Source organism: Albidovulum litorale, assembly GCF_025751495.1.
GTDB classification, from domain to species: domain Bacteria; phylum Pseudomonadota; class Alphaproteobacteria; order Rhodobacterales; family Rhodobacteraceae; genus Albidovulum; species Albidovulum litorale.
The window spans coordinates 988,187-1,011,801 of the sequence record NZ_JAOWKZ010000001.1 but is presented as its reverse complement, the minus strand read 5'-3'; the positions used below and the strand labels follow the sequence as shown (position 1 = coordinate 1,011,801).

Sequence of the window (23,615 nt, the reverse complement as noted above, 5' to 3'; positions counted from 1 at the left end):
CGTTGCGCGGAAAAGACGCCGTCATTCTGAGTGACGTCTGGCCGGGCCGGAACGCCCGGCCATAAATTTGCCCTAACGGCCAGATAGAGCACTGGGCTGGGAGAGGTGGACAGATGTGGCAGACCCTGGCGGCGACAGTTTTGGCTTTCTTGCCGGTTGCGGCCCTAGGTGCCGAAACCGGACTCAAGAGGCTGGAAACCGGTGATGCCACGCGCGGCTGGGAGGCCGTGGGACGCATCGACATTTCCGATGATTCATTCTGTTCCGGCGCACTGATCGCACCATCGCTGGTGCTGACCGCCGCGCATTGCCTTTACGACATGAATAGCGGCGTCATGCATGACACCGAGGATTTCACCTTCCTTGCGGGCTGGCGCAACGGCCGCGCGGCGGCCTATCGCAAGGTCCGTCGTGTTCTTGCGCATCCAGATTATGTCTATGAGGGCAGGGAGCGTGTGGACCGGGTGGCCTATGATCTGGCCTTCCTTGAACTCGACACGCCGATCCGGCTGCCATCAATTCAGCCTTTTTCCATCGGGAACGATCCGCGCGGCGGCGATACGGTCGGCATTGTATCCTACGGGTTTGACCGCTCCGAGGCTCCGTCGCTTGAGGACGATTGTGAAGTGCTCGGTCGTCAGCCCGGCATTCTCGTCCTGACCTGTTCGGTTGAATTCGGGTCGTCGGGGGCACCGGTCTTCAGCATGCAGGGGGGTGAACCGGTGATCGTATCGGTCGTATCTGCAAAAGCGGAGGTCGATGGTCAGCGCGTTGCGCTCGGCACGGCGATGACGCAGCCCTTGAACGAATTGCGGGCGGCCTTTGCCGCCGATGAGGGGACGTTCCGTAAGGTTATGCCTTCGGTCGGTTTCGGCAGTGCCGACAGCCAGGGGACCGGCGGCGCTAAGTTCGTGAAACCGTGAGGGAGTGATGCGCGAGTTTGCCGGATACGTGCTGACCGCGCTTCTGCTGTCCGGTCCCTGCCTCGCCCAGGATCTGAAACGCCTGAGCCTTAGGCAGGATCTTCTGGGGCTGGAAGCGGTGGGGCGGGTCGATGTCGGGGAAAACGGCTACTGCACCGGAACGCTTATCGCACCCGATCTTGTGCTGACGGCGGCCCATTGCGTCCTTGATGAGGACGGGCCTTTCGATCCCGCGGTGTTGCGGTTCCGCGCCGGGCTCAGGGATGGCAGGTCGGTGGCGGAAAGCGCGGTTGTGCGCAGTGTCGCGGATGCGAGTTACGATCCTCAGGAGACCGACGGCGCGGCGCGGGTATCGGCCGATCTCGCCCTTCTGGAACTTGCCGAACCGATTCCCGCGGCGACGGCCGCCCCTTTCCGGGTTGCGCATCTTAATGGATCGCTGCGCAGCGTAGGCGTGGTGTCCTTCGCGCGCGGCAGGGATCAGCGCCCTCCCGGCAGGCGGAATGCGGCGTGATCGGACGGCGCGACAGGCTCATCGCGTTTGATTGCGATGTCGATTTCGGCTCATCCGGGGCGCCGGTTTTTGACCGGTCGGGAAACCGCCCAGTCATCGTCTCGATCATCTCGGGTGGCTACCGCGATGAGGGCAAGCCGATTTCGTTCGGAATGACCCTGCCGGACGCGGTCGACCGGCTGCGTCAGGCGCTGCGGACCGGGCGCGGGGTGAATGTCGCGGGGACAAGCACGGCCCCGAGCGGTTTCACCGCGCGACGGATCGTGCCCGGCGGCGGGACGACAGGCGATACGGTCGGAAACGGGGCGCGGTTCATCCGTCCCTGACCCCTTGAAATCAGGAAAATCCGCCCACATCTGATCCATGCCGGGGTGCCGAATGCGGGTCCCGGAAATGTTCAATCGCCCGACCGAAAGGTGGGCCCCAGGTATCGCTCTATGGAGGATGACCATGAGAACCTATGATTTTTCACCGCTTTACCGTGCGACTGTCGGTTTCGACCGGATCGCCGACCTGATGGACCGGGTGCTGTCGGCAGATGCGCCGCAGCCGACCTATCCGCCCTACAATATCGAAAAGACCGATGAGAATGCCTACCGCATCACGATCGCCGTCGCCGGGTTTACTGGCGATGAGCTGAATGTCGAGGTGAAGGAAGGCGCGCTGCTCGTTTCGGCCCGGAAGGCCGCCGAGGAAGAAGGCAAGACGTACCTGCATCGCGGCATCGCGACCCGCGCTTTCGAGCGCCGCTTCGCGCTGGCCGATCACGTTAAGGTCACGGGCGCGACCCATGCCGATGGTATGCTGCACGTCGATCTTGTCCGCGAAGTGCCGGAAGCTCTGAAGCCGCGCCGGATTGAGATCGCAGGTCCCTCGACGGTTGAGGCGAAGGCCGTGGAGAAGGCAGAGGTCTGATCCGAAGGCAGCAGTTTGACGCGAAGGGGCGCTTATGGCGCCCCTTTCTTTTTTTTGCCCGGGGGCTGACCGGAAGGACCGGTGCGTCAATGCAGTCAAGCCAGAAATCCCGTCGTGAGATTCACAACACGTTATTCCGGCTTTTGTGCTATGATTACTGGGATGCAGTCACGTCCTGGGGGTAGGACATGGTTGAATATGGAATTGCAGCAGGGGCTCATGCCGGTTCGGACGGGATGTCCTTCGCTTGGACGGTTCCGGCTGTCGACAACCCGGCCCTTCTGTTGATCGCTGGCATCGTGGCAGTCGGTTTCGTCTGGAAGTTTGTCCGCTGACAGACCTTGCGGGCAAGACCTGACAGACGAATGCCAGACGCCTGCTGCCGGGTAAGCTGTACCCGTCTTCAATGCAGAGGCGGGCCGACGATCTCGATCCGGTGTTCGGCACAGATTCGGGTGAGTGCGGCTTTCATATCCTCGGTCGGCTCCGCTGGTTCGGGAAGTGTAGCGGCGGTTGCCTTGCGGGCCACCCGGCGCACCATGTCCTCGAAATCCTTACCGGTTGTTATCGCCAGAAAATGTGCCCCGTCTTTGCTTTCGACGCGGAAGCTGTGCGGCTTGCCCTTCGGCGCCATCGCAGTACCGCCAGCTTCGAGATAGACATCCCTGCCGTCGATATTGATGCGAAGCCGCCCCGCGAGACAGACGAAGACCTCATCCTCGGAATGGTGGATATGCAGGGGAGGGCTGTCACCATGGGCCGCCCATTGCTCGACGACAGAGATATTGTCCTCGCCCTGAGCGGCAGAGACCGGGATAGCCAGCAGGTTGTTGAGAAACCAGAAGAGTTCGATCCGGGACTCCGGTTGCGATAGGGCGTTCATGACGGGGTTCCTTGTCTGGTGCCACCTTCCGGGCGGCCTGCTTGCAAACTAGCGCCACTTCGCCCATCAATGAAATTGCAAGTTGTTATAGGGCCGATCCACGCCATGGATATCAATGCGCTCGACCTCAACCTGATCCGTGTCTTTGACGCGCTCTGGCAGGAACGTGGCGTGACACGGGCGGGGGACCGGATCGGCCTTTCGCAACCCGCCGTCAGTGCCGCGTTGAACCGATTGCGCCACGCGCTCGGCGATCAGCTTTTCGTTCGCCGTGGCAATACGATGATCCCGACGCCGCGGGCCGAAGAACTGGCGCCGCGCGCCCGATCCGCATTGGAAGAGATCGAGCGCATGCTGGCGCCCGGCCCGGCCTTTGATCCGGCGGCTTTGGAGCGGACGTTCACCCTTCTGACATCCGATTTCTTTTCGATGCTGATGATGCCGCAACTGGCAGAGAAGCTGCATGGCATCGCTCCGGGGGTCCGGATACGGGTACTGGACAGCTCGCTTGGCGGTGTCGAACGCATCCTGCGTGACGATCAGGCCGACATGGCGCTGGAGCGTCCGATCACCCTGCCCGAAGGTGTCGCGAAAACGCCGCTTTTCCGGTCGCCCTTCGTGATGGCTGCGGCGCGGGACGATCCGGCCGTTGCGGGTCTGACCGAGGGCGAGACGATGCCGCTTGCGGTCTTCTGCAAGCTCAATCACGCCATCCGCTCGGTTGACGGCTCGATGACGGGGCAGGTCGATACAGCATTGGAACGTCACGGCCAGTCCCGCCGGGTGACGCTCGCGCTGCCGCATTTTCAGGCGGTCGCTCTGGCCGTGGCGCGGGGCGGCATGACGGCGGCGTTGCCGGTCCAGTTCGCCCGCGTGGTGCGGGAGCCATTGGGCCTGCGGTTCTTCCAGCCGCCGGTCCCGATACCGGCACCCGATATCAGCCTTTACTGGCATTCCCGTCACGACAAGGATGCGGCGCATCGCTGGATGCGCCGCATGGTGCTGGATCTGAGTGCCGAGCTGGGCTTTCAGGACACAACGCTGTAGGTCACCGGGCAAGGCTCTGGGCAAGCCGCATCAGTTGCACAGCTTCGGCGCGGTAGCCGAACGGGTCTTCGCCCCTCGCGCCGTTCGCAAGTCCGATCGCCTCGTCCCAGCTCCACTCCCCCAGATATTTCGGATTACTGAGAAGCTGGCCCATTCCCGCGATGGCGGCGGCGAAGTTCGCGTCGGCGTCGGCCTCGCCCGGCGTTACCGGGATCGGGGTTTCGATGAGCGTCGAGATTTCTTCGCCCGGTTGCTTGTAGCGGAGCTTGAGGAAGCCGAGTTCGGCGAAATCGCCTGCAAGCGTGGGTTCGGCATAGCGCAGAGGGTCGCTGAGGATGGCAGGACTTCCGACCGGCGTGACCTCGTAAAGCGCCGTTACCTGATGGCCCGCGCCGATCTCTCCCGCATCGACCTTGTCGTTGTTGAAATCCTCGCGCGCGAGCGCCCGCGTCTCATAGCCGATCAGCCGGTATTCGGCGACGGCCGCTGGGTTGAACTCGATCTGGATCTTGACGTCGTCGGCAATGGGGAAGAGCGCGCCGGAAAGCTGGTCGACCAGCACCTTCTGTGCTTCGGAAAGCGTGTCGATATAGGCCGCCGTGCCGTTGCCGTTCTGGGCCAAGGCCTGCATCGTCGCGTCGTCGAGATTGCCGCGCCCGAAGCCGAGGACGGACAGGTAGGTGCCGCTGTCGCGTTTCTTCGCGATGAAGTCCTTCAGTTCCTCGGGGTCGTGGATGCCGACATTGAAATCTCCGTCGGTGGCCAGAAGGATGCGGCCGATACGCCCGTCTTCGGCCATGCTCTCGGCCACCTGATAGGCCTGTTGCAAGCCTTCCTGCCCGGCGGTCGAGCCCCCCGCGTTGAGCCGGTCGAGCGCTGCGAGGATTGTGGCGCGGTCGGACGCTTCGGTCGGTACCAGCACCAGCCCGGCCGAGCCCGCATAGGTGACGATGGCCACCCTATCCTCGGGGCGGAGCTGGCCGAGCATCAGGCCGAAGGACTGTTTCAGAAGCGGCAGCTTCTTCGGGTCGTCCATCGAGCCCGACGTGTCGATCAGCAAGACGAGGTTCAGCGGCGGGCGGTCATCAGTTGCGGGCAGTTCGCCCTGAATGCCGATCCGCAGAAGCTGCGTGTTCTCGTTCCAGGGCGTCTGGAAGAGGCTGATCGAGGCGCGGAACGGGGCCTCGCCCGCATCCGGCGCGGCGTAGTCATAGGGGAAATAGTTCACCATCTCCTCGATCCGGACGGCCTCCTTCGGGGGGAGGTGGCCGTTCGTCAGCGAGGAGCGGATGACCGAGTAGGACGCGGTGTCGGTGTCGATGGAGAAGGTGGAAACCGGTTCCTCCGCCACGATCTTCACCGGGTTCGGGTCATCGTTGGCGTAGGTTTCGGTATCCGGTTCGGGAAGCGGAGCGATCTCGGCCTCTGGAAGTGCTATCCCGCTCTGCGCGTAACCGCTGAATTGCGGGGAGTTGCCGTTGGCACGTTTCGCCGTCGCGACAGAGTCGGCGGCCGGTGCGGTCAGCGCGATCGACGGTTCATCCATCACGATCACAGGTTCCTCGGCCATCACCATGGGTGCTGCCTCCACGACGGTTTCCGCCCGGCCCAAGGCATCTGAGGAGGTCTTCGCATCGGCAATCGCCGTGTCGTCGAATTCCTCCTTGGTCTCCGCCTGCCGCAAGCGGTTTTCGTTTTCAGCAGGTGCGGGTTCCTGCACAACTGGCACTGTCGGTTGCGGCGTGACCTTCTGCCCCTCAAGGCTCGGCCAGATCATCACGCCGATCCCAATGGCGGCGACGGAGGCGGTGGCGGCGAGTGCGCCGCGGGTCGTGAGTTTCGTGAACATCTCGCGTACTCCTGTCAGAACTCCCGCCCGTTCGGGGCGGTCCTGATTGGGACGCGGCTTAGTCGCCGTTTCTTGGTGGCGGTCGAAATTTTCCATCGCGCGGCGCAGGGCTTCGGCCTTCGCCGCCGGATCGGGGGCGGGGTTGGCCTTCAGGCCCGCGCGAAGCTTTTCGAATTCATCGCTCATAACATGCCCTCCGCCCGCGCCATTTCGCGCAGGCGTTTCTTGACCTCGCTCATCCGCCAGGCGACGGTGCCTTCGGAAACGCCGAGCACTTCGGCGGCGTCCTTCTGGCTCAGCTCCTCGCCCAGAGTCAGCGCAACCGTGTCCCTCAGTTCCGGCGTCAGCCGTGCCATCGTGGCGGTCAGCCAGTCCTCGGCCTCCTCCGCCTCGGCAATCTCGGCCCGGCGAGCGATCTCCCAATCGCCCCAGCCATCGGCCGCCTTCCGGTGCGTCACCATCCGGCGGCGGCGGTCATGGGCGGCGTTGACGGTGACCCGGTAGAGCCAGGTCGTGAACCGCGCGGCCTGCCGGTAGCTGCCAAGCTTCGCGGGCAAGGCAAGGCAGATGTCCTGCGTCAGGTCCTCGGCCTCGGCCTTCGACCCGGTCAGACGGAATGACAACCCGAAGACCCGGTCGTAATGCCGGTTGAGGAGCGCCGCGAAGGCTTCGCGGTCTCCGTTCGCGGCGGCAATCGCCAGGGCCTCATCCGGTGTTTGCATGCGCATGACGGAACTATGACGCAGGGGCGGCGTCAATCCTTGGTGGCTGGGCGAAAAAAATTTTCGATACAAAACAGGCGCAAAGCGGACACCGGGCGCCCGGTTATCGCATAACGAGGGGCTGATTTTGCCTAGCAACCCGCGGTCGGCCATATCGGGGCAAGTGTTCAGCACGAAAGGAAACGACATGCTGCCCAATGTCAGACGCACCACGATTTCCGGTATTGCCGCCTTGTCGCTGGCAATGACCGCCGCCGCCCCCGCCCATGCCTGGGGCAAGAAGGAACAGGACCTCGTCAAGGGTCTCGCCGCTGCCGCGATCATCGGCGCGGTGATCCTGAACAACCGCAACAGCCAACCGGCCACGACCCAGCGCTACACCCAGCCGCAGTACCAGCCGCCGGCTCAGACCTACCGTGCCCCGGCAAGCTATCAGCAGCCGACCTACCAGCCGAGCTATCAGCAACCGTCCTATCAGTCCGGCATTTATTCGAGCCCGGCGGCACAGGCCTTTAACAGGCTCTCGGCCTATGAGCGCCGCGCGGTGCAGACCCGGTTGTCGAACTGGGGTTACTACCATGGTGGCATCGATGGTTCGTTCGGGCCGCAGACGCATCGGGCGATCATGGCCTATGCCGGTGACACGCAGGGCACCAACCAGCTTTCGACCACCGCCGGTGCCTACGATTTCTACGCCCAACTGATCGGGTAGCCGCCATCCTCCTGACAGGAGGGTGGCAGGAGCGCGCCGCTCACGGGCTTGGCGCTCCGTCCCCGACCATGGCAGGGTCCTTCGGGTCTTGCCATGGTCGGGGAACCTCATGGAACCGTTCAAATCCGTCTATTCACCCGGCCTCGTGAGCCTGATCGGGCGGCTGATGTCACGCCATTGGGCAGGATTTAACGCCGGAGCTTTTGAGAATGCGGTCTTGCCCGGTTTGGAGGCGCTGGAACTGAAAGCCCGCGCCCAGCTGATTGCGGATGCGCTACATGCGCAGTTGCCGGGCGATGCGGAGGAACGCAACCGCATCCTGACGGCGGTGTTGCATCCCGATCCTCTGGACCATGCCGCCGCGCCGTCGGATGAAGACGGCATCTGTGGCTGGGGTATCTTGCCGCTGACCATGATCGTCGGCCAGTACGGGCTGGACGCGTTCGACAGTTCGATGGCGGCGCTGGCCGAGATGACCAAGCGTTTTTCATCGGAATTCGGCATCCGCCATTTCCTGCTGGCCGATCAGGGCCGGGCTTTGGCCATCATGTCGCGCTGGGTTGATGATCCGAACCGCCATGTGCGCCGTCTGGTTTCCGAAGGAACGCGCCCGCGTCTGCCGTGGGCCATGCAGTTGCCCGCGCTCAGGGCCGATCCCGCGCCGGCCCTGCCGCTTCTGTCAAGGCTGCGCGACGATCCGGAGGAATATGTTCGGCGATCCGTTGCAAATCACCTGAACGATATCGCCAAGGATCATCCGGCCCTCGTGACGTGCATCGCCCGGGACTGGATGGATGGCGCCGATCAACCGCGCCGGGCGCTCCTGCGCCACGCCTGCCGTGGGCTGATCAAGGCGGGTGACGCCGATACGCTTGCCGTCTTTGGTCGGATGCCGCCACGTCTCGCGCCGGTCGTGCCGCGTCTTTCGGCGGACCGTGTGGGGATGGGCGACGACCTGACCATTGCCGCCGATTTGTCGTCCACAACGACAGAGCCGCAGGAGCTGACGGTTGATTACGTCCTCCACTTCCGAAAGGCGAATGGCCAGCTTTCTCCGAAAGTGTTCAAGGGGACGGTCCTGACGCTTGAAGCCGGAGAAAGCCGCGAGTTCCGGCGTACCCACCGCTTTCGCGAGGTTACAACCCGGCGGCACTATCCGGGGCAACATGCCGTCGCGTTGAGGGTCAACGGGCGGGATAGTGACCGGGTGGCGTTCCACCTGGACTGCGCTGCATCGTAAGAACGGTGCGCCTTTCGCGCCCCGCCCGGGGATGGTATGAGCCCGGTCAAAGACCTGCCGGATCAAGCACGTGCAAAAGACCTCTCTCAACCTCTCCGCCGGGATCGCCTCGGTCTCGGTCGCGCTGATCCTCGTTGGGCTCAAGCTCTGGGCGCTTGGCGCCACTTCGGCGCTGTCGGTCGCGGCCTCACTGGCGGATAGTGCGCTTGACCTGATGATGTCGCTCGGCGGGCTTATGGCGATATTCTATGCGGCACGCCCCGCCGATGACGATCATGCCTTTGGCCATACATCGGTCGAGGATCTCGCGGCGCTGGCGCAATCGGTTTTTATCGTCATCTCGGGCGTGGTCATAGGCACCGGCGCAGTGCGTCGGCTTCTGTCGGATACGCCGACCGCGCTTGCGCAAGAGGGGCGCGGGATTGCCGTCATGGTGGTGTCGATCCTTCTGACCGTGGCGCTTGTCCTCTGGCAGCGGAGGGTCGCGCGGATGACCGGCAACAAGGTCGTTGCGGCGGATTCCCTGCACTACATGTCCGATCTGATGCCGTCCGTGGGCGCAATCGGCGCTTTGTGGATTTCGCGCCATTTTGGTGTCGGGCAGGTCGACAGCGTTGTGGCTCTCGCAGCAGCCCTGATGCTGATCTTCGGAGCTATTCGGATTGGCAAGGGGGCCTGGGATGCGCTGATGGATCGGCGTGCCGACCCCGAACTGATCGCCGCAATCGGCGAGCTTGCCGGAACCTGGCCGGGCGTGCATGGTTTCCACGATCTGAAGACACGGATGGCGGGCAGCAGGGTTTTCGTGAATATCCACATCGAGCTCGACGGAGATCAGTCGCTGCGCGACGCCCATGCCATCGGTGCCAGTCTGCGCCGGAAGATCATCGAGACATGGCCGCAATGCGATGTGATCGTGCACAAGGATGTCGCAGGAGAGCGGTAAGACGCAGGGGACGGAAGGGAACAGGATGCACAGTTATCTGAATTCCGAGACACCTCCGCCGATCATGGTCGGCACGCCACCGCCGCCCGAATGGCGGGTGCCGATGATCGACTGGGACCGGCCGCCCTGGAACCGCTGGGCCTTCCAGCATATGCGCAAGCTGTTGCCGACTGCATCTGTTCCGCGCGGCGACTACATGCGGCCGCTGGAAGAGACGCAGGTGCCGATCGAGGGGATAACCTTTGACACGGGCGCAGGCCCCACAACCGTCGCCGAATGGATCGACCGGACCTATACCGACGGCTTTCTGGTGCTGATGGATGGCAGGATCATCCACGAATCCTACTGGAACGGCATGAGCCTCGGATCGCTGCACCTTATGCAGTCGGTGTCGAAGTCCATAACCGCGACCGCTGCCGCGCCGCTGATCGAGGAGGGGCTGCTCGATCCTTATGCGCTGGTCACCGATGTCCTTCCGGAACTTGCCGCCACTGCCTGGGCCGGTGCCACGCTCGGTCAGGTCATGGACATGACGTCAGGCGTTCGGTTCGACGAATCCGATTATGCGAACCGGATGAGCGATATCGGCAAGATGGACGTTGCATCAGGCTGGAAACCGGTTCCGCCCGGCTATGAACACGCCGACTGGCCCGCCTCGGTCCATGATCAGATCCTTTCGCTGAAAACCACAGAGGCCGTGCATGGCACGCGGTTCGAATACCGGTCGATCGAAACCGATGTCCTTGCCCATGCGATGGAGCGGGTGACGGGGCAGCGCCTGCCCGAAATCGTATCGGACCGGCTCTGGAAACCGCTCGGGGCAGAGGCCGAGGCTTATTTCACCGTCGATCCGTCCGGCTATGCGCTGGCCTGTGGCGGCTTCAACGCCAGCCTGCGGGATCTCGCCCGCTTCGGTCAGCTTTACCTCGACGGCGGCATGGTCGCAGGACGGCAGGTCATTCCCCATGCCTGGATTGCCGATGTACAGGGTGGCGATCATGGCCATTTCAACGACCACGGTCGGGATTACTTCCCGAACGGATGCTACCGAAACCAGTTCTGGATCGAGGACCGGGACCGAAGCGGTCATTTCTGTCTCGGTGTTTTCGGGCAATGCATCTATGTCTCGCCCGAACGCGGGATGGTCTTTGTGAAGCTCTCGACATGGCCCGAGGCCACGAATCCACAGCGCATGAAGGATACCGTCGCGGCGTTCCACGCCATCGCCCGTCATATGGGCCGCTGATCGAAGCTGGAAGGCTGGTCGTTTTCCGATGCTTAACGGCCCATTGCGGTGGGGCTTTGACCCTTGTCAATGCGCATCACCTATCAGTTGAACAGATTCAGAGAAGAGGCCCGCCGATTCGATGGAGACTCAAGATGGCTAAACCCGCCGCCCCTTCCGACGCCGACATGGTTACCGATCTGTCCCACCAGACATTGGCTGCGTTTCGGCTCAATCCTCTGACCGGCCCGCTCGCACGGCATTTCTGGGAAATTCAGGAGCAGCTGCTGTGCGAGGCTGAAGAATTCAGTCAGCACTGGTTCGCACGCCGCCATACCGCTGCCCGATCTGCCCTCAAGGCAAGCGAGGCGGCGGCCGGAAACACGGTCGCTAATCCCGCGGCCGTCATGAAGGCACTGAGCGAATGGCAATTGCACTCGGCCGAAAGGATTGCCCAGGACATGCAGGAATGGGCTGGGTTCTGCGCACGATGCGCCGGTCATCTTGCCAAGGCAGAGGTGGAGACGGGTCAGGAAGCGCTCGAGAAGGCTTCGGATGAGATCGCGATGATCAAGACGGAGCATTCCGACCCCGTATGAACACATGGCCCGACGGTGACGCCGGCTACGGGGGGATCATGACGAAATCGGAGAGTTCGCGCGCTTTTGCGCTCCCCCCCGAAGCGGTCGTGGCAAATATGGGCTGCGATCCCAACACGGGCCTCGACCACGACGAGGTGCGTCGGCGGCAGCGCGTCTACGGCCTCAATCGGTTGGCCGAGCATAAGCCGCAAAGCGTCATTTCGATCCTGGCGCACCAGTTCAGAAGCGTCATCGTCTGGCTTTTGACGGCTGCTGCTGCGCTCTCATTTTTTTTCGGTGATCTGGCTGAGGGCGCAGCGATCCTCGTAGTCCTCGCGATCAACAGCGTGATCGGCTTCGTCACAGAGCTTCGTGCCGCCCGATCGATGGAGGCGCTGACACGCCTTGCCGACACGCGGACGCTGGTCAGGCGTGGCGGCAATACGCGAAAGGTCGATGCGCGCGTTCTGGTGCCGGGAGATATCGTGCTTCTGGAGGTCGGCGATATCGTGACCGCGGATCTTCGGCTGCTAACTGTGTCGGCCCTGCAGATAGATGAATCCGTCCTGACAGGGGAATCCGCGCCAGTGCAGAAAGTGCCTGACGTCCTTGCCCTTCAGACCGACATCGCGGATCGCGTGAACATGGCGTTCAAGGGAACCGCAATCACGCGCGGATCGGGGGAGGGGATCGTCGTCGCGACCGGCATGAAGACCGAGATCGGTCGCATCAGCCATCTTGCGGCAACGGCCAAGGGAGAGGCGTCACCGCTGGAGCGTAAGCTCGACAGGCTTGGCCACCGTCTGGTCTGGCTGACGCTTGGACTGGCGGTGATGACAATCGGTGCTGGTGTGTTGCAAGGCCTCGGGGTCGGCGTGATGGTGCAGACCGGTGTCGCGCTTGCAGTGGCGGCGGTGCCCGAAGGGCTGCCGGTGGTCGCGACCCTCTGCCTCGCGCGGGGAATGTGGCGCATGGCGGCGCGCAACGCGGTCATTACCCGGTTGTCCGCCGTCGAGACGCTGGGCGCGACGACGCTGATCATGACCGACAAGACCGGCACGTTGACCGCGAACGAGATGGCGGTTGTCCGCTATCTACTGGCGGACGGAGATATCGAAACCGGTGAGGGATTGGCGACGGATGCGCGCCTGGCCGAGGCGTTCAGGATCGGGGTCCTCTGCAACACCGCCCGACCGGGTGACGGCACTGCGGAGGGCCTTAGCGGCGACCCGATGGAAATCGCGCTTCTGACTGCTGCCGAGGCCGCCGGACTAAGCCGCAATGAGACAGAGAATCGCAATCAGCGGGTTGCGGAACATGCCTTCGATCCCGACCGAAAGATGATGGCCACGGTTCATGCCGCCGGGGATGGCTTCCTCTATGCGGTGAAGGGTGCGCCGGAGGCGGTTTTGGACGTATGCAGCCATGAATTCGGGGCAGACGGCGCCCGTCCCCTAGGCGCTGATGACCGCGCCGACTGGACGCGGAGGCAATCGCAGGCGGCCGGGGCCGGGCTCCGGCTTCTGGCGCTGGCGATGAAACAGGAAAATTCACCCGATGAACCGCCCTATGAAGGTCTGACTCTTGTCGGGATTGCCTGCCTTCTGGACCCGTTGCGGCCGGATGTGCCTGCGGCGATCCGGGCAAGCCGCGACGCCGGGGTCCGTGTGGTGATGGTCACGGGCGATCACGCCGATACAGCGGCGAGAATTGCGCGGGATGCGGGTCTTGCTGCGCAAGGCGCTGCCGTGATGGAGGGGCGCGAATTGCGCGGGTTGGCGGACCGTCAGCCCGATGATGCCCTGCTGGAACGCATTCTTGACGCTGACGTTTTTGCCCGCGTGGCGCCGGATACAAAGTTGATGCTGGTCTCGCTGTTTCAGGCCGACGGCCATATCGTCGCGATGACGGGCGACGGTGTGAACGACGCACCGGCGTTGAAGAAGGCCGATATCGGGATCGCGATGGGCCTGCGCGGCACGGCTGTCGCGCGCGCGGCTGCGGATGTCGTACTTAGGGACGATGCCTTCGCGACGATCATCGCGGCGATGCGTCAGGGGCGGGTGATCTTTGAAAACATCCGCAAGTTCGTCGTCTACCTGATGTCCTGCAATGTCAGCGAGGTTCTGGTCGTCGGAATTGCGGTGGGTGCTGGATTGCCACCACCGCTTCTGCCATTGCAGATCCTGTTCCTGAACCTGATTACTGATGTTTTCCCGGCATTTGCGCTGGGCCTTGGCGGCGGCGATGCGAATGTCATGACGGTCCCTCCCCGCGACCCCCGCGAACAGATCATCGGTCGGGCGGAATGGAGGCGGATCGCTATTCTGGGGGCTGCGATCACGGCCGCGACGCTCGCGGCCTTTGGTCTTGCGCTCGGCTGGCTGGGGCTTGATGCACGGCGGGCGGTGACGGTCGCCTTCGTGACATTGGCGCTGGCACAGCTCTGGAATGTCTTCAATCTTCGCAGCCCGGAGTCCCGGCTTTGGGTGAACGAGGTGACACGCAACCGGTATGTATGGGCGGCGCTTATCCTCTGTTTGGCACTTATCGCGATCGCGCTCTGGCTGCCGAGCGCGTCGCAGCTTCTGGATCTGCCCCATCCCGGAGGCCAGGGTCTTGTGCTGGCGGCGGTCCTGAGCACGGGCCCTCTTCTGGCGGGGCAACTCGCCCTGACGGCGCGCCGCCGCGCGGGACGGGGCCAGCATCAATAACAGTTGCATAGGCCTGAAGCTGATGTCCGTGTTTCCGAAATAGTCACCCTTGTGGGCGGCTCTGACGCTCTGTGCCGGGCATCGAGCCTGTGCTAGGCTTGCCTTGTATCCGCATGGAAAGGCCGCCCCGATGTCCCGGTCCGTCACGATCCTGACTGGAACCACCAAAGGTCTCTTTCTGATTGCCGGGGGAAGAGATGGCTGGACTGTCTCGGGCCCGCACTGCAACGGCTGGCCAATCAATCATGCGGTTGGCGACCCGGAAACCGGCATGATCTGGGCCGGGGGCGGCGGAGAGTGGCATGGCGCGGGCGTCTGGCGGTCGGTCGATGGCGGCAGGACCTGGGCTTTGGCGAAGCTCACCAAGGGGCAGATGGACGACTGGGCCGCGAACGATCCCGGTTTCGCCGAGATGATCGGCTGGACTGGCGACGCGCCGCAATTCGGATCGGACTTTGCGCAGGTCTGGTCGCTGGGCCTTGCCCATGGTCGGCTCCATGCCGGGACCAAGCCTGCCAGCCTGATCACCAGCGACGATGGCGGTGTGACCTGGCAGACGGTGGAGGGGCTGACCGATCACCCCTCGCGTCCCGACTGGAATGGCGGTGCGGCGGGGCTGGTGCTGCACACCATCGTCGCCGATCCCGGCAATCCGAAGAAGCTCTGGGTCGGCATTTCCGCAGCCGGCGTCTTTGCGACCGAGGATGGCGGTGCGACATGGGACCGGCGCAACCGGCTTTCGAATGCCGAGGCCTGTGACCATCATGACCACCCCGCCGCGCCACGCGACGGCGAGACCGGGCATTGCGTGCACAACATGATGCGGGCGCCGGGTGGCGGCGATGTGCTTTACCAGCAGAACCATCACGGGGTCTGGCGATCCTCCGATGGCGGGCGCAGCTGGGACGATATCACCGAAGGCCTGCCCTCGACCTTTGGCTTTCCGATCCGCGTTCATCCGCGTGACCCGGACACGATCTGGACCCTGCCGTTGAACGGCGACACGGCGGGCCGGTTCCCGCCCGGTGCCGCCGCCGCTGTCTGGCGGTCGCGCGATTGCGGACAGAGCTGGCAGGCGATGCGGAACGGGCTGCCGCAGGAAAGCTGCTATTTTACCGTGCTCCGGCAGGCCATGGCGGGCGACACGCACGACCCGGCGGGCATCTATTTCGGCACCAATTCAGGTTCAGTCTTCGCCAGCGTGGACGAAGGCGACACATGGGACGAAATCGCCCGCCACCTGCCGACGATCCTTTCCGTCGAAGTTCTGGAGCGCGGCTGAGGCTCTTATCTTGCTGCAGGCGCATCCTATATCTGCCGAACGTGATCGGCGGTCCCAACGCGCGCGCGGAGTCGCGAGAAGTGGATCTCGGGCACGGCCGGCAATGTTCAAATGTGGCGCCCCATGCGTTGGGGTCTGGGAGTCGCCATCACATGGCTTTAATCGACCGTGACAGGATGAGGACGCTATGGAAGCGAGGCCGAAGGGTTCTGGTCCGGATCAACCAAAAGGTTCCGCCCGGTCTTCGCCTGCTGCTCGGCCTGCTTCTGATCGCGGGTGGTATCCTCGGGTTTCTGCCGGTGCTCGGGTTCTGGATGATCCCCCTCGGGATTGCGGTGGTCTGGCTCGACATCCGTGCGTTCCGGCGCAGGCGGAATGGGCGCGGGTGAGGTATCGGCCCCGTCGCGCGGTTTTGACTGGCCAGAATTTCGGCGTGGCTTTATCTATGAGGCAGAAGTTAAGGTGAGTTGAATTCATGAGCATCAAGATCGACATGTTGCGCTGCTTCGTGGCGGTTTGTGACCATGGCGGTCTCGCAGGCGCGGCCGAGGCGTTGGGGCGCACACCTTCGGCCGTGTCGATGATGCTGAAGCAGTTCGAAGATCACCTTGCCGCCCCCTTGTTCGAGGGTGCGCGCAAGTCTCGGCTGACGCCACTGGGCGAGATGATCCATGCCGAGGCGCGGCGGGAGCTTGATCATTTCGCCCGCACTGTCGCGATGATCGAGGGTCACTCTCGGGCCGAACTGGGTTTTGTGCGGCTCGCCGTCACGCCTTCTGTCGCCACGGCCGTACTGCCATCCGTCATCCGCAGCTTTATGGCAGACCATCCGAAGGTGCGGGTCGATCTGCGCGACATGAATTCGGCCGCCGTGCAGCACGAGTTGGAACGCGAGCGCGCCGATATCGGTATCGCCACTCTGGGCCCGATGCCCGGCTTTGATCGCAAGCGGCTCTTCTCTGACGGGTTCGGCATTGTCTGTCGCTCGGACCATCCGCTTGCAGCAGAGCGCGGGTCGGTGGGCTGGACCGATATCGCCGATCATGACCTGATCGCTAACGGGCTGTGCGATCTGATCCGGGAAGAAGCATTTGCGCCGATCCTTGCCGCCTCGCGCCTTTCAGTGCCAAACACTGCGTCTCTGCTTGGCTTCGTGCGGGCCGGAGTGGGTATCACCATTTTGCCGCGCCTTGCCGTTCTGGAAGAGCGGGACGGGCTTGTCTTCCGGCCATTGGCGGAAACCGCGGCACAGCGCGATGTGCATGTCGTATCGCAGCCGGTGCAAAAGCTGGCCCCTGCGGCGCGGGCCTTCCTCGCTGCTTTAGGCGAAATCGGTTTGTCAGGGATTCTGGACCGTCGCTCATCCTGAATTCAATTTTACTGAACAAAACTACAATGCTTTCGGTTTGAACTGAATCGGCGCTTGCCCTTACTGTCGCGCCGGGCCGCTCTGCGTCCCGATGACTGACGAACAATCCGGAAAGGGCCACCCGTGAACAAGAATTACATCGCCGGGGAATGGGTCGCAGGTGACAGCGCGATCGACAATATCAACCCTTCGGACCTTTCCGATGTGATCGGTCAATATGCGCAGGCTTCCACCGCGCAGCTCGACAAGGCACTGGATGCGGCGCGTGAGGCGCAACGGGTCTGGGCCGGTTACGGGCTGGAACGTCGTCAGAACGTGCTGAACGCCATCGGCAACGAATTGATGGCGCGGGCCGAGGAGCTGGGTACGCTTCTGGCGCGCGAAGAGGGCAAGCCTTTGGCCGAGGGCAAGGGCGAGGTCTATCGCGCCGGGCAGTTCTTCACCTATTACGCCGCTGAATGCCTGCGCCAGATCGGCGACAACGCCGACAGCGTCCGTCCGGGCGTCGAGGTCGATGTGCGCCGCGAACCCGTGGGCGTCGTCGCGATCATCTCGCCCTGGAACTTCCCGACCGCCACCGCGACCTGGAAGATCGCGCCTGCGCTCGCCTTCGGCAACGCGGTGATCTGGAAGCCCGCCAACCTGACGCCCGCTTCGGCCGTGGCCCTGACCGAGATCATTTCGCGCCAGGACATTCCGGCGGGGCTTTTCAACCTCGTCATGGGGGCGGGCGGGGCCATCGGCCAGAAGCTGGTCGAAAGCACCGGCATCAACGCGATTTCCTTCACCGGGTCGGTGCCCGTGGGCAAGCAGATCGCGGCCTCGGCCATTGGCAACCTCACGAAGCTGCAGATGGAGATGGGGTCGAAGAACGCGCTCGCGGTGATGGACGACGCCGATATCGAACTCGCCGTCAGCCTTGCCGCCGGGGGTGCCTTTGGCGGCTCGGGCCAGAAATGCACGGCCTCGTCGCGTCTGGTCGTGCATTCGGCCATTCACGATACCTTCGTGGAAAAGCTGGTCGCTGCCGCCAAGGCGTTCAAGGTCGGCCACGCGCTTGAGGCGGGTACCCAGATGGGGCCGGTGGTCAGCGAAGGCCAGTTGAACGGCAACCTTGGCTATATCGACCTTGGCAAGAAGGAAGGTGCCACGCTGGAATGCGGCGGTGAGCGGCTGACGATGAAGACCGAAGGCTTCTATATGTCGCCCGCCGTCTTCACCGGCACGAAGAACGACATGCGCATCAACCGCGAAGAGATGTTCGCGCCGATCACCTGCGTCATCAAGGTCGACAGCTATGATGAGGCGCTTTCGGTCGTGAACGACACCAATTTCGGCCTGACCTCGGGCATCGTCACCAAAAGCCTCGCCCGCGCCGCGCATTTCCGCCGCAACGCGCGCACCGGCTGCGTGATGGTCAACCTGCCGACGGCGGGCACCGATTATCACGTCCCCTTCGGCGGTCGCGGCGACAGCTCCTATGGTCCCCGCGAGCAGGGCGCCTATGCGGCCGAGTTCTACACCACCGTCAAGACCGCCTATATCGCCGCCGGCAACCCGGAGTAAGGCCAATGACCTACCGCATTGATTGCCTGCAATACGCCAACTGGTCCGAAAAAATCTTCCGGCAGATGCGGGAAGGCGGGCTCGATGCGGTCCATGTCACCATTACCTATCACGAGAATTTCCGTGAAACGGTGCTGAACATCGAACGCTGGAACCGCTGGTTCGAGCGCTATCCGGACCTGATCTTTCAGGGCCGCACCGGCGACGATGTGCGGCGGGCGAAGGAAACCGGTCGCACGGCGATCTTCTTCGGGGCGCAGAATTGCAGCCCGATCGAGGACGATATCGGGCTGGTGGAGGTCCTGCACACGCTTGGCCTGCGCTTCATGCAGCTGACCTACAACAACCAGTCGCTGCTCGCGACCGGGTGTTATGAGGCCGACGACATGGGCCTGACCCGCATGGGCCGCGAGGTTGTCGAAGAGATGAACCGCGTGGGTCTTGTCATCGACATGAGCCATTCGGCGGAACGCTCGACCCTTGAGGCCATCGAATACTCCACCCGGCCGATTGCCATCACTCACGCCAACCCGGAATTCTGGCATCCGGCGAAGCGGAACAAATCGGACCGGGTTCTGCGGGCGCTTGCCGAAAGTGGCGGGATGCTCGGCTTTTCGGTCTATCCTCATCATCTGCAGGGGGGAAGCGGCTGCACGCTGGAGAGCTTCTGCTCAATGATCGCGCAGACGGCTGAGCTGATGGGGATAGACCGGATCGGCATTGGCACGGATCTGTGTCAGGACCACCCCGACAGCGTCGTCGAATGGATGCGCACCGGGCGCTGGACCAAGAAGATCGATTACGGCGAAGGCTCGGCCGCGGCACCCGGCTTCCCCGACATGCCGGACTTTTACGGCGACAACCGCGATTTCGGCAATCTGGAGACGGGCCTGCGTGCGGCGGGTTTCGATGCCGAGGGCGTGGCGAAGGTGATGGGCGGCAACTGGCTGCGTTTCTTCGATGAGAATTTCACACCGATTCAGGCGTCCTCAGACGCCGGAAAACGCGCCGCGGAATAGTCCCGGCTCGACACTTTGGCCATTCCAAGGAGGGGAGAATGACCGAAATCACTGCGTCGCAAACAGCCGGGGGCGGCTTTGCGAGTGTCAATAAGCCACTGTTTGCGATCACAGCCGGGTTCATCGCGCTGTTCTGTCTGACGGCATTCCTCGATCTTGAGGGCCTGTCCTCTGCCGTCGATGCGGGCTTTGCCTTCTCGGCGAAGTATTTCGGTCTTTACTGGCAGATCCTGCTTCTGGCGACCTTCGTCATCGGCCTCGTTCTGGTGGTCCTGCCCGGCGGCAAGGCGGTTCTGGGCGGGCTCGACCGGCCGGAATTTACCGTGTTCCAGTGGGGCGCGATGATCATGTGCACGCTTCTGGCGGGCGGCGGCGTCTTCTGGGCGGCCGGTGAGCCGATGGCGCATTTCCTCTATTCCCCTCCGCTCTTCGGCGGCGCGGGCAATACCGAGGCTGATGTGACCCCGGCGCTGGCGCAGGCCTTCATGCATTGGGGGTTTCTCGCCTGGGCGATCCTCGGGTCGCTGACCACGATCATGCTCATGCATTACCACTATGAAAAAGGCCTGCCGCTCGCACCGCGCACGCTGCTTTATCCGGTGTTCGGTGACAAGGCGATCAACGGTCCCATCGGCCTGATTGCCGATGCCTCCTGCATCATCGCGGTTGTCGCGGGCACGGTTGGTCCCATTGGCTTTCTCGGGCTGCAGGTCAGCTATGGCCTCGGCGATCTCTTCGGCCTTCCTGACACCTTCACCACGCAGGCGATGGTCGTCCTCGGGCTTGTCGCGCTTTACACCGTGTCGGCGATGACCGGGCTGTCGCGGGGCATCCAGCTTCTGTCGAAGTTCAACGTGATCCTTGCAACCGTCCTCTTGGCCTTCATGCTGATCGCCGGTCCCACCGGCTTCATCTTCAAGAACTTCTTCGGCGGCATGGGCACCTATATCGCCAATTTCATCCCGATGGCGATGTATCGGGGTGAGGCGGGTTTCTTCGGTGATCCGGGCTGGCTTGGGTGGTGGACGGTCTTCTTCTGGGGCTGGTTCCTCGGTTACGGCCCGCTGATGGCGATGTTCATTGCGCGGGTCTCGCGCGGCCGGTCGATCCGCTCGATCGTGATCATGCTGTCCATCGTCGCGCCGATCATCACCAACTTCTGGTTCACCATCGTCGGCGGGTCTGGCATCGCCTTTGAACTCGCCGAACCGGGATCGGTCGCCACCGCGTTCGAGGGCTTCAACCCGCCTGCAGCGCTTCTCGCGATCACCAAGCAACTGCCGATGGGCTTCATCGTCTCCGTCCTGTTCCTGATCCTGACCACGGTTTTCGTGGCCACGACGGGCGACTCGATGACCTATGTCATCGCCATGGCGATGTCGGATGATGATCAGCCCGCAATGCCGGTGCGTCTGTTCTGGGGCATCGCGATGGGGGCGATGGCGCTTATCTTGATGCATACCGGGTCGGGCGGCGTCGGCAAGCTGCAAAGCTTCATCGTGATCACCGCCGTGCCGGTGTCGCTGGTGCTTCTGCCCTCGCTCTGGGATGCTTTGCGCATCACGCTGGCGAAGGGTCGCGGGGCGAACTGATCAATAAAACGGGGCGGTTCCGGTTTCGGACCGGGATCGCCCACCATCCGGGAAACGCGCGCAGATAGAATCAGGGGAACACATGGCACAGACAGCCGATCCACAGATACAGCGTCGCGATCCGAATGTCGTGATGACGCTGGCCCGCATGGGCTCATTCCACCAATGCCGCCTTTCCTTCATGCGGGTGCTGCTGCGCCGGATGAAATCCGAGAACTGGCGGTTCGAGCGGCGCCTGTTTGACATCGACGCCAAGGGCGTCGGCCGCGCGGTCTATACCGCGCATGGGCCTGAGCGCAGCTATTCGCTCATCGCTTTCGCCAATGATCTGCCGCCGGAAAAACGCTCCGACCGGGTGATTGCCACCGAATGGGATGCGACCTTCACGCTTTTCGATGGCATCCCGACCGAGGCGGATATCGACCGCCTGTCGCGGAACATCCCGAAGCAGGAGGCTGGGCGGGTCACGGAAAGCGAACTTTCCGTCTCGCGGGCCAACCGGTCGGTCCGGCTTTTCGATTATGTCATCGATTGCCTCGCCGCCGGGCGACAGCCCGACCCGGAGCAGATCTGGGCCGTGGGCTACCTGATGCGCACGACCGCCGTTTACGGCTCTGGCAAGCTCGGCGCGGCCGACCGTGAAAAGACCGAAAATCGCCCGGAATTCCGCGCGCCCTTCCAGGTGGAGATGCTGTCGGTCTATCTGACCCGCGCCTTCGTTCTGGATCTGGTCGAGGAAATGGCCCGCCTGCGGTCGCCTGAAACGGCCGTGGTGCTGGACCCGGTCCTGCGCCGCAGCCTTGGCATCGGCAATTCGACCGGCCTTGGCATGGCGCCGTATCTCATCAACCATCCGGTCCTTCTGAACAACTGGATCGCCGCGCGGGAAGAGGCGCTGGCGCGGGTGCGGTCTGTGGCATCGGCAAGCGAGGCCGAGGCCGACCGCTTCCGCGAAATGCTGGCCCGGTCGATCCTGAACATCTCCTACTGGCGTTCGGAACACCCGATGCAGCGGGAGAAGGTCATGGGCCTCGCCCGCGATATCGAGCTTCTGGCCGGTCATGTGGAGGCAGCGGGCCTTGCGGGCGGTCATCCCTGGGACGCGCTCTGGCGCTGGGGCGAGGCCAATCTGGGACTGGAGGCGCAGGAGCTTCTCGTCTCACTGATGATGGAACCCTACGGCCGCCTCGTCGACGACCTTCATATCTGCATGGCCGCCAACGAGGCCGCCGCGCACCGGATCGACGGGGCGATGCAGGTGGACGCGCTGAAAAACATCGTAGAGGATGTCTATGGCTGGGCGCTGACCACCGACTGGAATGCGCAGACCGCGCAGGCGCGGGTCTGGTACACGTCCGAGGAAAAGCTGGAGCCGAGGCTCGGCGAGCGGTTCGAAGAGCCGCTGGCACCTTACGAACAGCCGCTCGCACCGGGCCGGGATGCGGCGGCGATGTATCGTGACCTGACCGCGATGGCGGGGGACGCCACGGTAGCGGCCTTCGTCCTCGCCCATCCCGAACACCGCCATATCGTGCGCCGCGCCCAGATTGCCGCGCGCTATCCCTATGCCGAGATCCGGGACAATACGATCTCCGCTGCGATGATGCCCATCGACCTTCTGCGCGCGAAACTCGCCTTCTTCGGGGCCAGCCATTTCGATCCGCGTTCTGACCGCTGGGTCCGGATCAACATGTACCGTGACGCGCCTTTCCCGCATGAGCTTGCTGCATCGGGGGACGATGACTGGGCCTATCCGGCGCTTGAGGAGGCTGCCCAATGAACTGGTCGCTGAACGAACTGGAAGCGATGTCCCGCAAGGCTGCGCGCGGCTGCGGCTTAAGCTGGGGGCTGGCGGAAGAGGCCGGGCGGGCAAGCCGCTGGCTGGCGACGCATGACCTGCCCGCGCCGCAACTGTTGGCCGATCTGCTGACGCAGAATGACGGCGTGGCTTATACCGATCTGGCCCCGGATTGTGAGGCAGAGCATTGGTCTGCACCGGCGGGGCGGCTCTGCCCGCTGATCGCCGGGGCTGCGCTCTCCGACCGGTTGCAGGGGCTTGCACCGGGCGCGGCGATACAACTTGGCCGCTGTGCCTATCCGGCCTTCCTGCTGCCAGCTCTTGCCGGTGGCGAGGGGACGGTTGTCGTGGCCTGGGGTGGTGTGACGGTCACTGTCGGGCCGAAGGGCGTGACCTTTGACGGGCGCGCCGAGGCGCTGTCGGTGCAGGAGGTCGATACCGTGACGATCCGGCGCGGCGAGGCGACGCAAGGGTACGCGTTGCCCGAAAGGGCGCGATGCGACATTGAGCCGGACGCCATCGAAGTGCTGCAACGCTTCGCCCACCGCACCTATGCGCCCGCGACCGAGGAAAGCCGTGCGGCCGGTGCCGGTGCGGGTCTGACTGACAACGACTGAAGCATTTCGGGTTTCAGTCGATATGGCAAACATCAGAATTCGAACGAAAAAAGTTCGAATTCTGATTCAATGTGAACTCGAAATACTATTGGAGAATACGA

Annotated in this window: 22 protein-coding genes; 19 read left to right on the top strand and 3 right to left on the bottom strand. The window is 63.4% G+C overall.

The annotated features are described in order from the left end of the window. Positions 1 to 113: 113 nt before the first annotated feature. From OEZ71_RS05115 to OEZ71_RS05100, 4 genes are all read left to right on the top strand, one after another. Positions 114 to 923 carry a trypsin-like serine peptidase gene (locus OEZ71_RS05115; RefSeq protein WP_263738832.1) on the top strand — a complete coding sequence of 270 codons (810 nt, stop codon included), beginning with the start codon at positions 114 to 116 and terminating at the stop codon, positions 921 to 923. A gap of 7 nt (positions 924 to 930) precedes the next feature. Beyond that, positions 931 to 1,437: a trypsin-like serine peptidase gene (locus OEZ71_RS05110; RefSeq protein ID WP_263738830.1), complete on the top strand. Its 507-nt coding sequence runs from the start codon at positions 931 to 933 to the stop codon at positions 1,435 to 1,437. Continuing rightward, positions 1,434 to 1,763, top strand: a complete 330-nt coding sequence (locus OEZ71_RS05105; RefSeq protein ID WP_263738829.1) for a trypsin-like serine peptidase — start codon at positions 1,434 to 1,436, stop codon at positions 1,761 to 1,763. The genes OEZ71_RS05110 and OEZ71_RS05105 overlap by 4 nt, the downstream gene beginning before the upstream one ends. Positions 1,764 to 1,887: 124 nt before the next feature. Then, positions 1,888 to 2,352, top strand: a complete 465-nt coding sequence (locus OEZ71_RS05100) for an Hsp20 family protein (protein ID WP_263738828.1) — start codon at positions 1,888 to 1,890, stop codon at positions 2,350 to 2,352. A 403-nt stretch (positions 2,353 to 2,755) separates the two neighbouring features. Here the strand turns inward: OEZ71_RS05100 and OEZ71_RS05095 are convergent, their stop codons facing one another. After that, positions 2,756 to 3,235 carry a cupin domain-containing protein gene (locus OEZ71_RS05095; protein ID WP_263738827.1) on the bottom strand — a complete coding sequence of 160 codons (480 nt, stop codon included), beginning with the start codon at positions 3,233 to 3,235 and terminating at the stop codon, positions 2,756 to 2,758. Positions 3,236 to 3,304: 69 nt separating this feature from the next. Here OEZ71_RS05095 and OEZ71_RS05090 point away from each other — a divergent pair, with 69 nt between their 5' ends. Then, positions 3,305 to 4,282: a LysR family transcriptional regulator gene (locus OEZ71_RS05090; protein WP_263738826.1), complete on the top strand. Its 978-nt coding sequence runs from the start codon at positions 3,305 to 3,307 to the stop codon at positions 4,280 to 4,282. A 1-nt stretch (position 4,283) separates the two neighbouring features. Here OEZ71_RS05090 and OEZ71_RS05085 read toward each other — a convergent pair whose 3' ends face one another. Together OEZ71_RS05085 and OEZ71_RS05080 are read right to left on the bottom strand one after the other, a co-directional pair. Beyond that, positions 4,284 to 6,317 (bottom strand): vWA domain-containing protein, encoded by a 2,034-nt coding sequence (locus tag OEZ71_RS05085; protein WP_263738825.1) that lies wholly within the window; start codon positions 6,315 to 6,317, stop codon positions 4,284 to 4,286. Next, positions 6,314 to 6,853 carry an RNA polymerase sigma factor gene (locus OEZ71_RS05080; RefSeq protein WP_263738824.1) on the bottom strand — a complete coding sequence of 180 codons (540 nt, stop codon included), beginning with the start codon at positions 6,851 to 6,853 and terminating at the stop codon, positions 6,314 to 6,316. The genes OEZ71_RS05085 and OEZ71_RS05080 overlap by 4 nt, the downstream gene beginning before the upstream one ends. Before the next feature lie 187 nt (positions 6,854 to 7,040). On the opposite strand from OEZ71_RS05080, the gene OEZ71_RS05075 reads away from it, so the two are divergent. The 14 genes from OEZ71_RS05075 (at position 7,041) to OEZ71_RS05010 (ending at position 23,514) form a co-directional block, all read left to right on the top strand. Continuing rightward, on the top strand, positions 7,041 to 7,565 hold the full coding sequence (locus tag OEZ71_RS05075) for a peptidoglycan-binding protein (RefSeq protein ID WP_263738823.1): 525 nt from the start codon (positions 7,041 to 7,043) through the stop codon (positions 7,563 to 7,565). A gap of 109 nt (positions 7,566 to 7,674) precedes the next feature. Then, positions 7,675 to 8,805, top strand: a complete 1,131-nt coding sequence (locus tag OEZ71_RS05070) for a DNA alkylation repair protein (RefSeq protein WP_263738822.1) — start codon at positions 7,675 to 7,677, stop codon at positions 8,803 to 8,805. 70 nt (positions 8,806 to 8,875) lie between these two features. Next, the gene (locus OEZ71_RS05065; RefSeq protein WP_263738821.1) at positions 8,876 to 9,751 is read left to right on the top strand and encodes a cation diffusion facilitator family transporter; all 876 of its coding nucleotides are present in this window, start codon (positions 8,876 to 8,878) and stop codon (positions 9,749 to 9,751) included. A gap of 25 nt (positions 9,752 to 9,776) precedes the next feature. Further along, positions 9,777 to 10,997 (top strand): serine hydrolase domain-containing protein, encoded by a 1,221-nt coding sequence (locus OEZ71_RS05060; protein ID WP_263738820.1) that lies wholly within the window; start codon positions 9,777 to 9,779, stop codon positions 10,995 to 10,997. A gap of 134 nt (positions 10,998 to 11,131) precedes the next feature. Continuing rightward, the gene (locus tag OEZ71_RS05055; RefSeq protein ID WP_263738819.1) at positions 11,132 to 11,575 is read left to right on the top strand and encodes a hypothetical protein; all 444 of its coding nucleotides are present in this window, start codon (positions 11,132 to 11,134) and stop codon (positions 11,573 to 11,575) included. 38 nt (positions 11,576 to 11,613) lie between these two features. Continuing rightward, complete coding sequence (locus tag OEZ71_RS05050) at positions 11,614 to 14,271, top strand: cation-translocating P-type ATPase (RefSeq protein ID WP_263738818.1); 2,658 nt, start codon at positions 11,614 to 11,616, stop codon at positions 14,269 to 14,271. 130 nt (positions 14,272 to 14,401) lie between these two features. Continuing rightward, positions 14,402 to 15,553, top strand: a complete 1,152-nt coding sequence (locus OEZ71_RS05045) for a WD40/YVTN/BNR-like repeat-containing protein (protein WP_263738817.1) — start codon at positions 14,402 to 14,404, stop codon at positions 15,551 to 15,553. A 152-nt stretch (positions 15,554 to 15,705) separates the two neighbouring features. Then, positions 15,706 to 15,942, top strand: a complete 237-nt coding sequence (locus OEZ71_RS05040; RefSeq protein WP_263738816.1) for a hypothetical protein — start codon at positions 15,706 to 15,708, stop codon at positions 15,940 to 15,942. Between the two features lie 86 nt (positions 15,943 to 16,028). Beyond that, positions 16,029 to 16,922: a LysR family transcriptional regulator gene (locus OEZ71_RS05035; RefSeq protein ID WP_263738815.1), complete on the top strand. Its 894-nt coding sequence runs from the start codon at positions 16,029 to 16,031 to the stop codon at positions 16,920 to 16,922. A gap of 123 nt (positions 16,923 to 17,045) precedes the next feature. Beyond that, on the top strand, positions 17,046 to 18,488 hold the full coding sequence (locus tag OEZ71_RS05030) for an aldehyde dehydrogenase family protein (RefSeq protein WP_263738814.1): 1,443 nt from the start codon (positions 17,046 to 17,048) through the stop codon (positions 18,486 to 18,488). Positions 18,489 to 18,493: 5 nt separating this feature from the next. Beyond that, positions 18,494 to 19,507, top strand: coding sequence for a dipeptidase (locus OEZ71_RS05025; RefSeq protein WP_263738812.1), 1,014 nt, complete (start codon positions 18,494 to 18,496; stop codon positions 19,505 to 19,507). Positions 19,508 to 19,545: 38 nt separating this feature from the next. Continuing rightward, positions 19,546 to 21,099 carry a BCCT family transporter gene (locus OEZ71_RS05020; protein WP_263738811.1) on the top strand — a complete coding sequence of 518 codons (1,554 nt, stop codon included), beginning with the start codon at positions 19,546 to 19,548 and terminating at the stop codon, positions 21,097 to 21,099. An 82-nt stretch (positions 21,100 to 21,181) separates the two neighbouring features. Next, positions 21,182 to 22,879 carry a hypothetical protein gene (locus tag OEZ71_RS05015; protein ID WP_263738810.1) on the top strand — a complete coding sequence of 566 codons (1,698 nt, stop codon included), beginning with the start codon at positions 21,182 to 21,184 and terminating at the stop codon, positions 22,877 to 22,879. Continuing rightward, a complete protein-coding gene (locus OEZ71_RS05010; RefSeq protein ID WP_263738809.1) occupies positions 22,876 to 23,514 on the top strand; it encodes a DUF3726 domain-containing protein in 639 nt (212 codons plus the stop codon). The genes OEZ71_RS05015 and OEZ71_RS05010 overlap by 4 nt, the downstream gene beginning before the upstream one ends. The last annotated feature ends 101 nt before the right edge of the window (positions 23,515 to 23,615 follow it).

Bases quoted from the DNA above. Each gene is read 5' to 3' on its own strand.
- OEZ71_RS05115 (WP_263738832.1), top strand. From the start codon at position 114: ATGTGGCAGACCCTGGCGGCGACAGTTTTGGCTTTCTTGCCGGTTGCG.
- OEZ71_RS05110 (WP_263738830.1), top strand. From the start codon at position 931: ATGCGCGAGTTTGCCGGATACGTGCTGACCGCGCTTCTGCTGTCCGGT.
- OEZ71_RS05100 (WP_263738828.1), top strand. From the start codon at position 1,888: ATGAGAACCTATGATTTTTCACCGCTTTACCGTGCGACTGTCGGTTTC.
- OEZ71_RS05095 (WP_263738827.1), bottom strand. From the start codon at position 3,235: ATGAACGCCCTATCGCAACCGGAGTCCCGGATCGAACTCTTCTGGTTT.
- OEZ71_RS05090 (WP_263738826.1), top strand. From the start codon at position 3,305: ATGAAATTGCAAGTTGTTATAGGGCCGATCCACGCCATGGATATCAAT.
- OEZ71_RS05085 (WP_263738825.1), bottom strand. From the start codon at position 6,317: ATGAGCGATGAATTCGAAAAGCTTCGCGCGGGCCTGAAGGCCAACCCC.
- OEZ71_RS05080 (WP_263738824.1), bottom strand. From the start codon at position 6,853: ATGCAAACACCGGATGAGGCCCTGGCGATTGCCGCCGCGAACGGAGAC.
- OEZ71_RS05075 (WP_263738823.1), top strand. From the start codon at position 7,041: ATGCTGCCCAATGTCAGACGCACCACGATTTCCGGTATTGCCGCCTTG.
- OEZ71_RS05070 (WP_263738822.1), top strand. From the start codon at position 7,675: ATGGAACCGTTCAAATCCGTCTATTCACCCGGCCTCGTGAGCCTGATC.
- OEZ71_RS05060 (WP_263738820.1), top strand. From the start codon at position 9,777: ATGCACAGTTATCTGAATTCCGAGACACCTCCGCCGATCATGGTCGGC.
- OEZ71_RS05055 (WP_263738819.1), top strand. From the start codon at position 11,132: ATGGCTAAACCCGCCGCCCCTTCCGACGCCGACATGGTTACCGATCTG.
- OEZ71_RS05050 (WP_263738818.1), top strand. From the start codon at position 11,614: ATGACGAAATCGGAGAGTTCGCGCGCTTTTGCGCTCCCCCCCGAAGCG.
- OEZ71_RS05045 (WP_263738817.1), top strand. From the start codon at position 14,402: ATGTCCCGGTCCGTCACGATCCTGACTGGAACCACCAAAGGTCTCTTT.
- OEZ71_RS05040 (WP_263738816.1), top strand. From the start codon at position 15,706: ATGGCTTTAATCGACCGTGACAGGATGAGGACGCTATGGAAGCGAGGC.
- OEZ71_RS05035 (WP_263738815.1), top strand. From the start codon at position 16,029: ATGAGCATCAAGATCGACATGTTGCGCTGCTTCGTGGCGGTTTGTGAC.
- OEZ71_RS05025 (WP_263738812.1), top strand. From the start codon at position 18,494: ATGACCTACCGCATTGATTGCCTGCAATACGCCAACTGGTCCGAAAAA.
- OEZ71_RS05020 (WP_263738811.1), top strand. From the start codon at position 19,546: ATGACCGAAATCACTGCGTCGCAAACAGCCGGGGGCGGCTTTGCGAGT.
- OEZ71_RS05015 (WP_263738810.1), top strand. From the start codon at position 21,182: ATGGCACAGACAGCCGATCCACAGATACAGCGTCGCGATCCGAATGTC.
- OEZ71_RS05010 (WP_263738809.1), top strand. From the start codon at position 22,876: ATGAACTGGTCGCTGAACGAACTGGAAGCGATGTCCCGCAAGGCTGCG.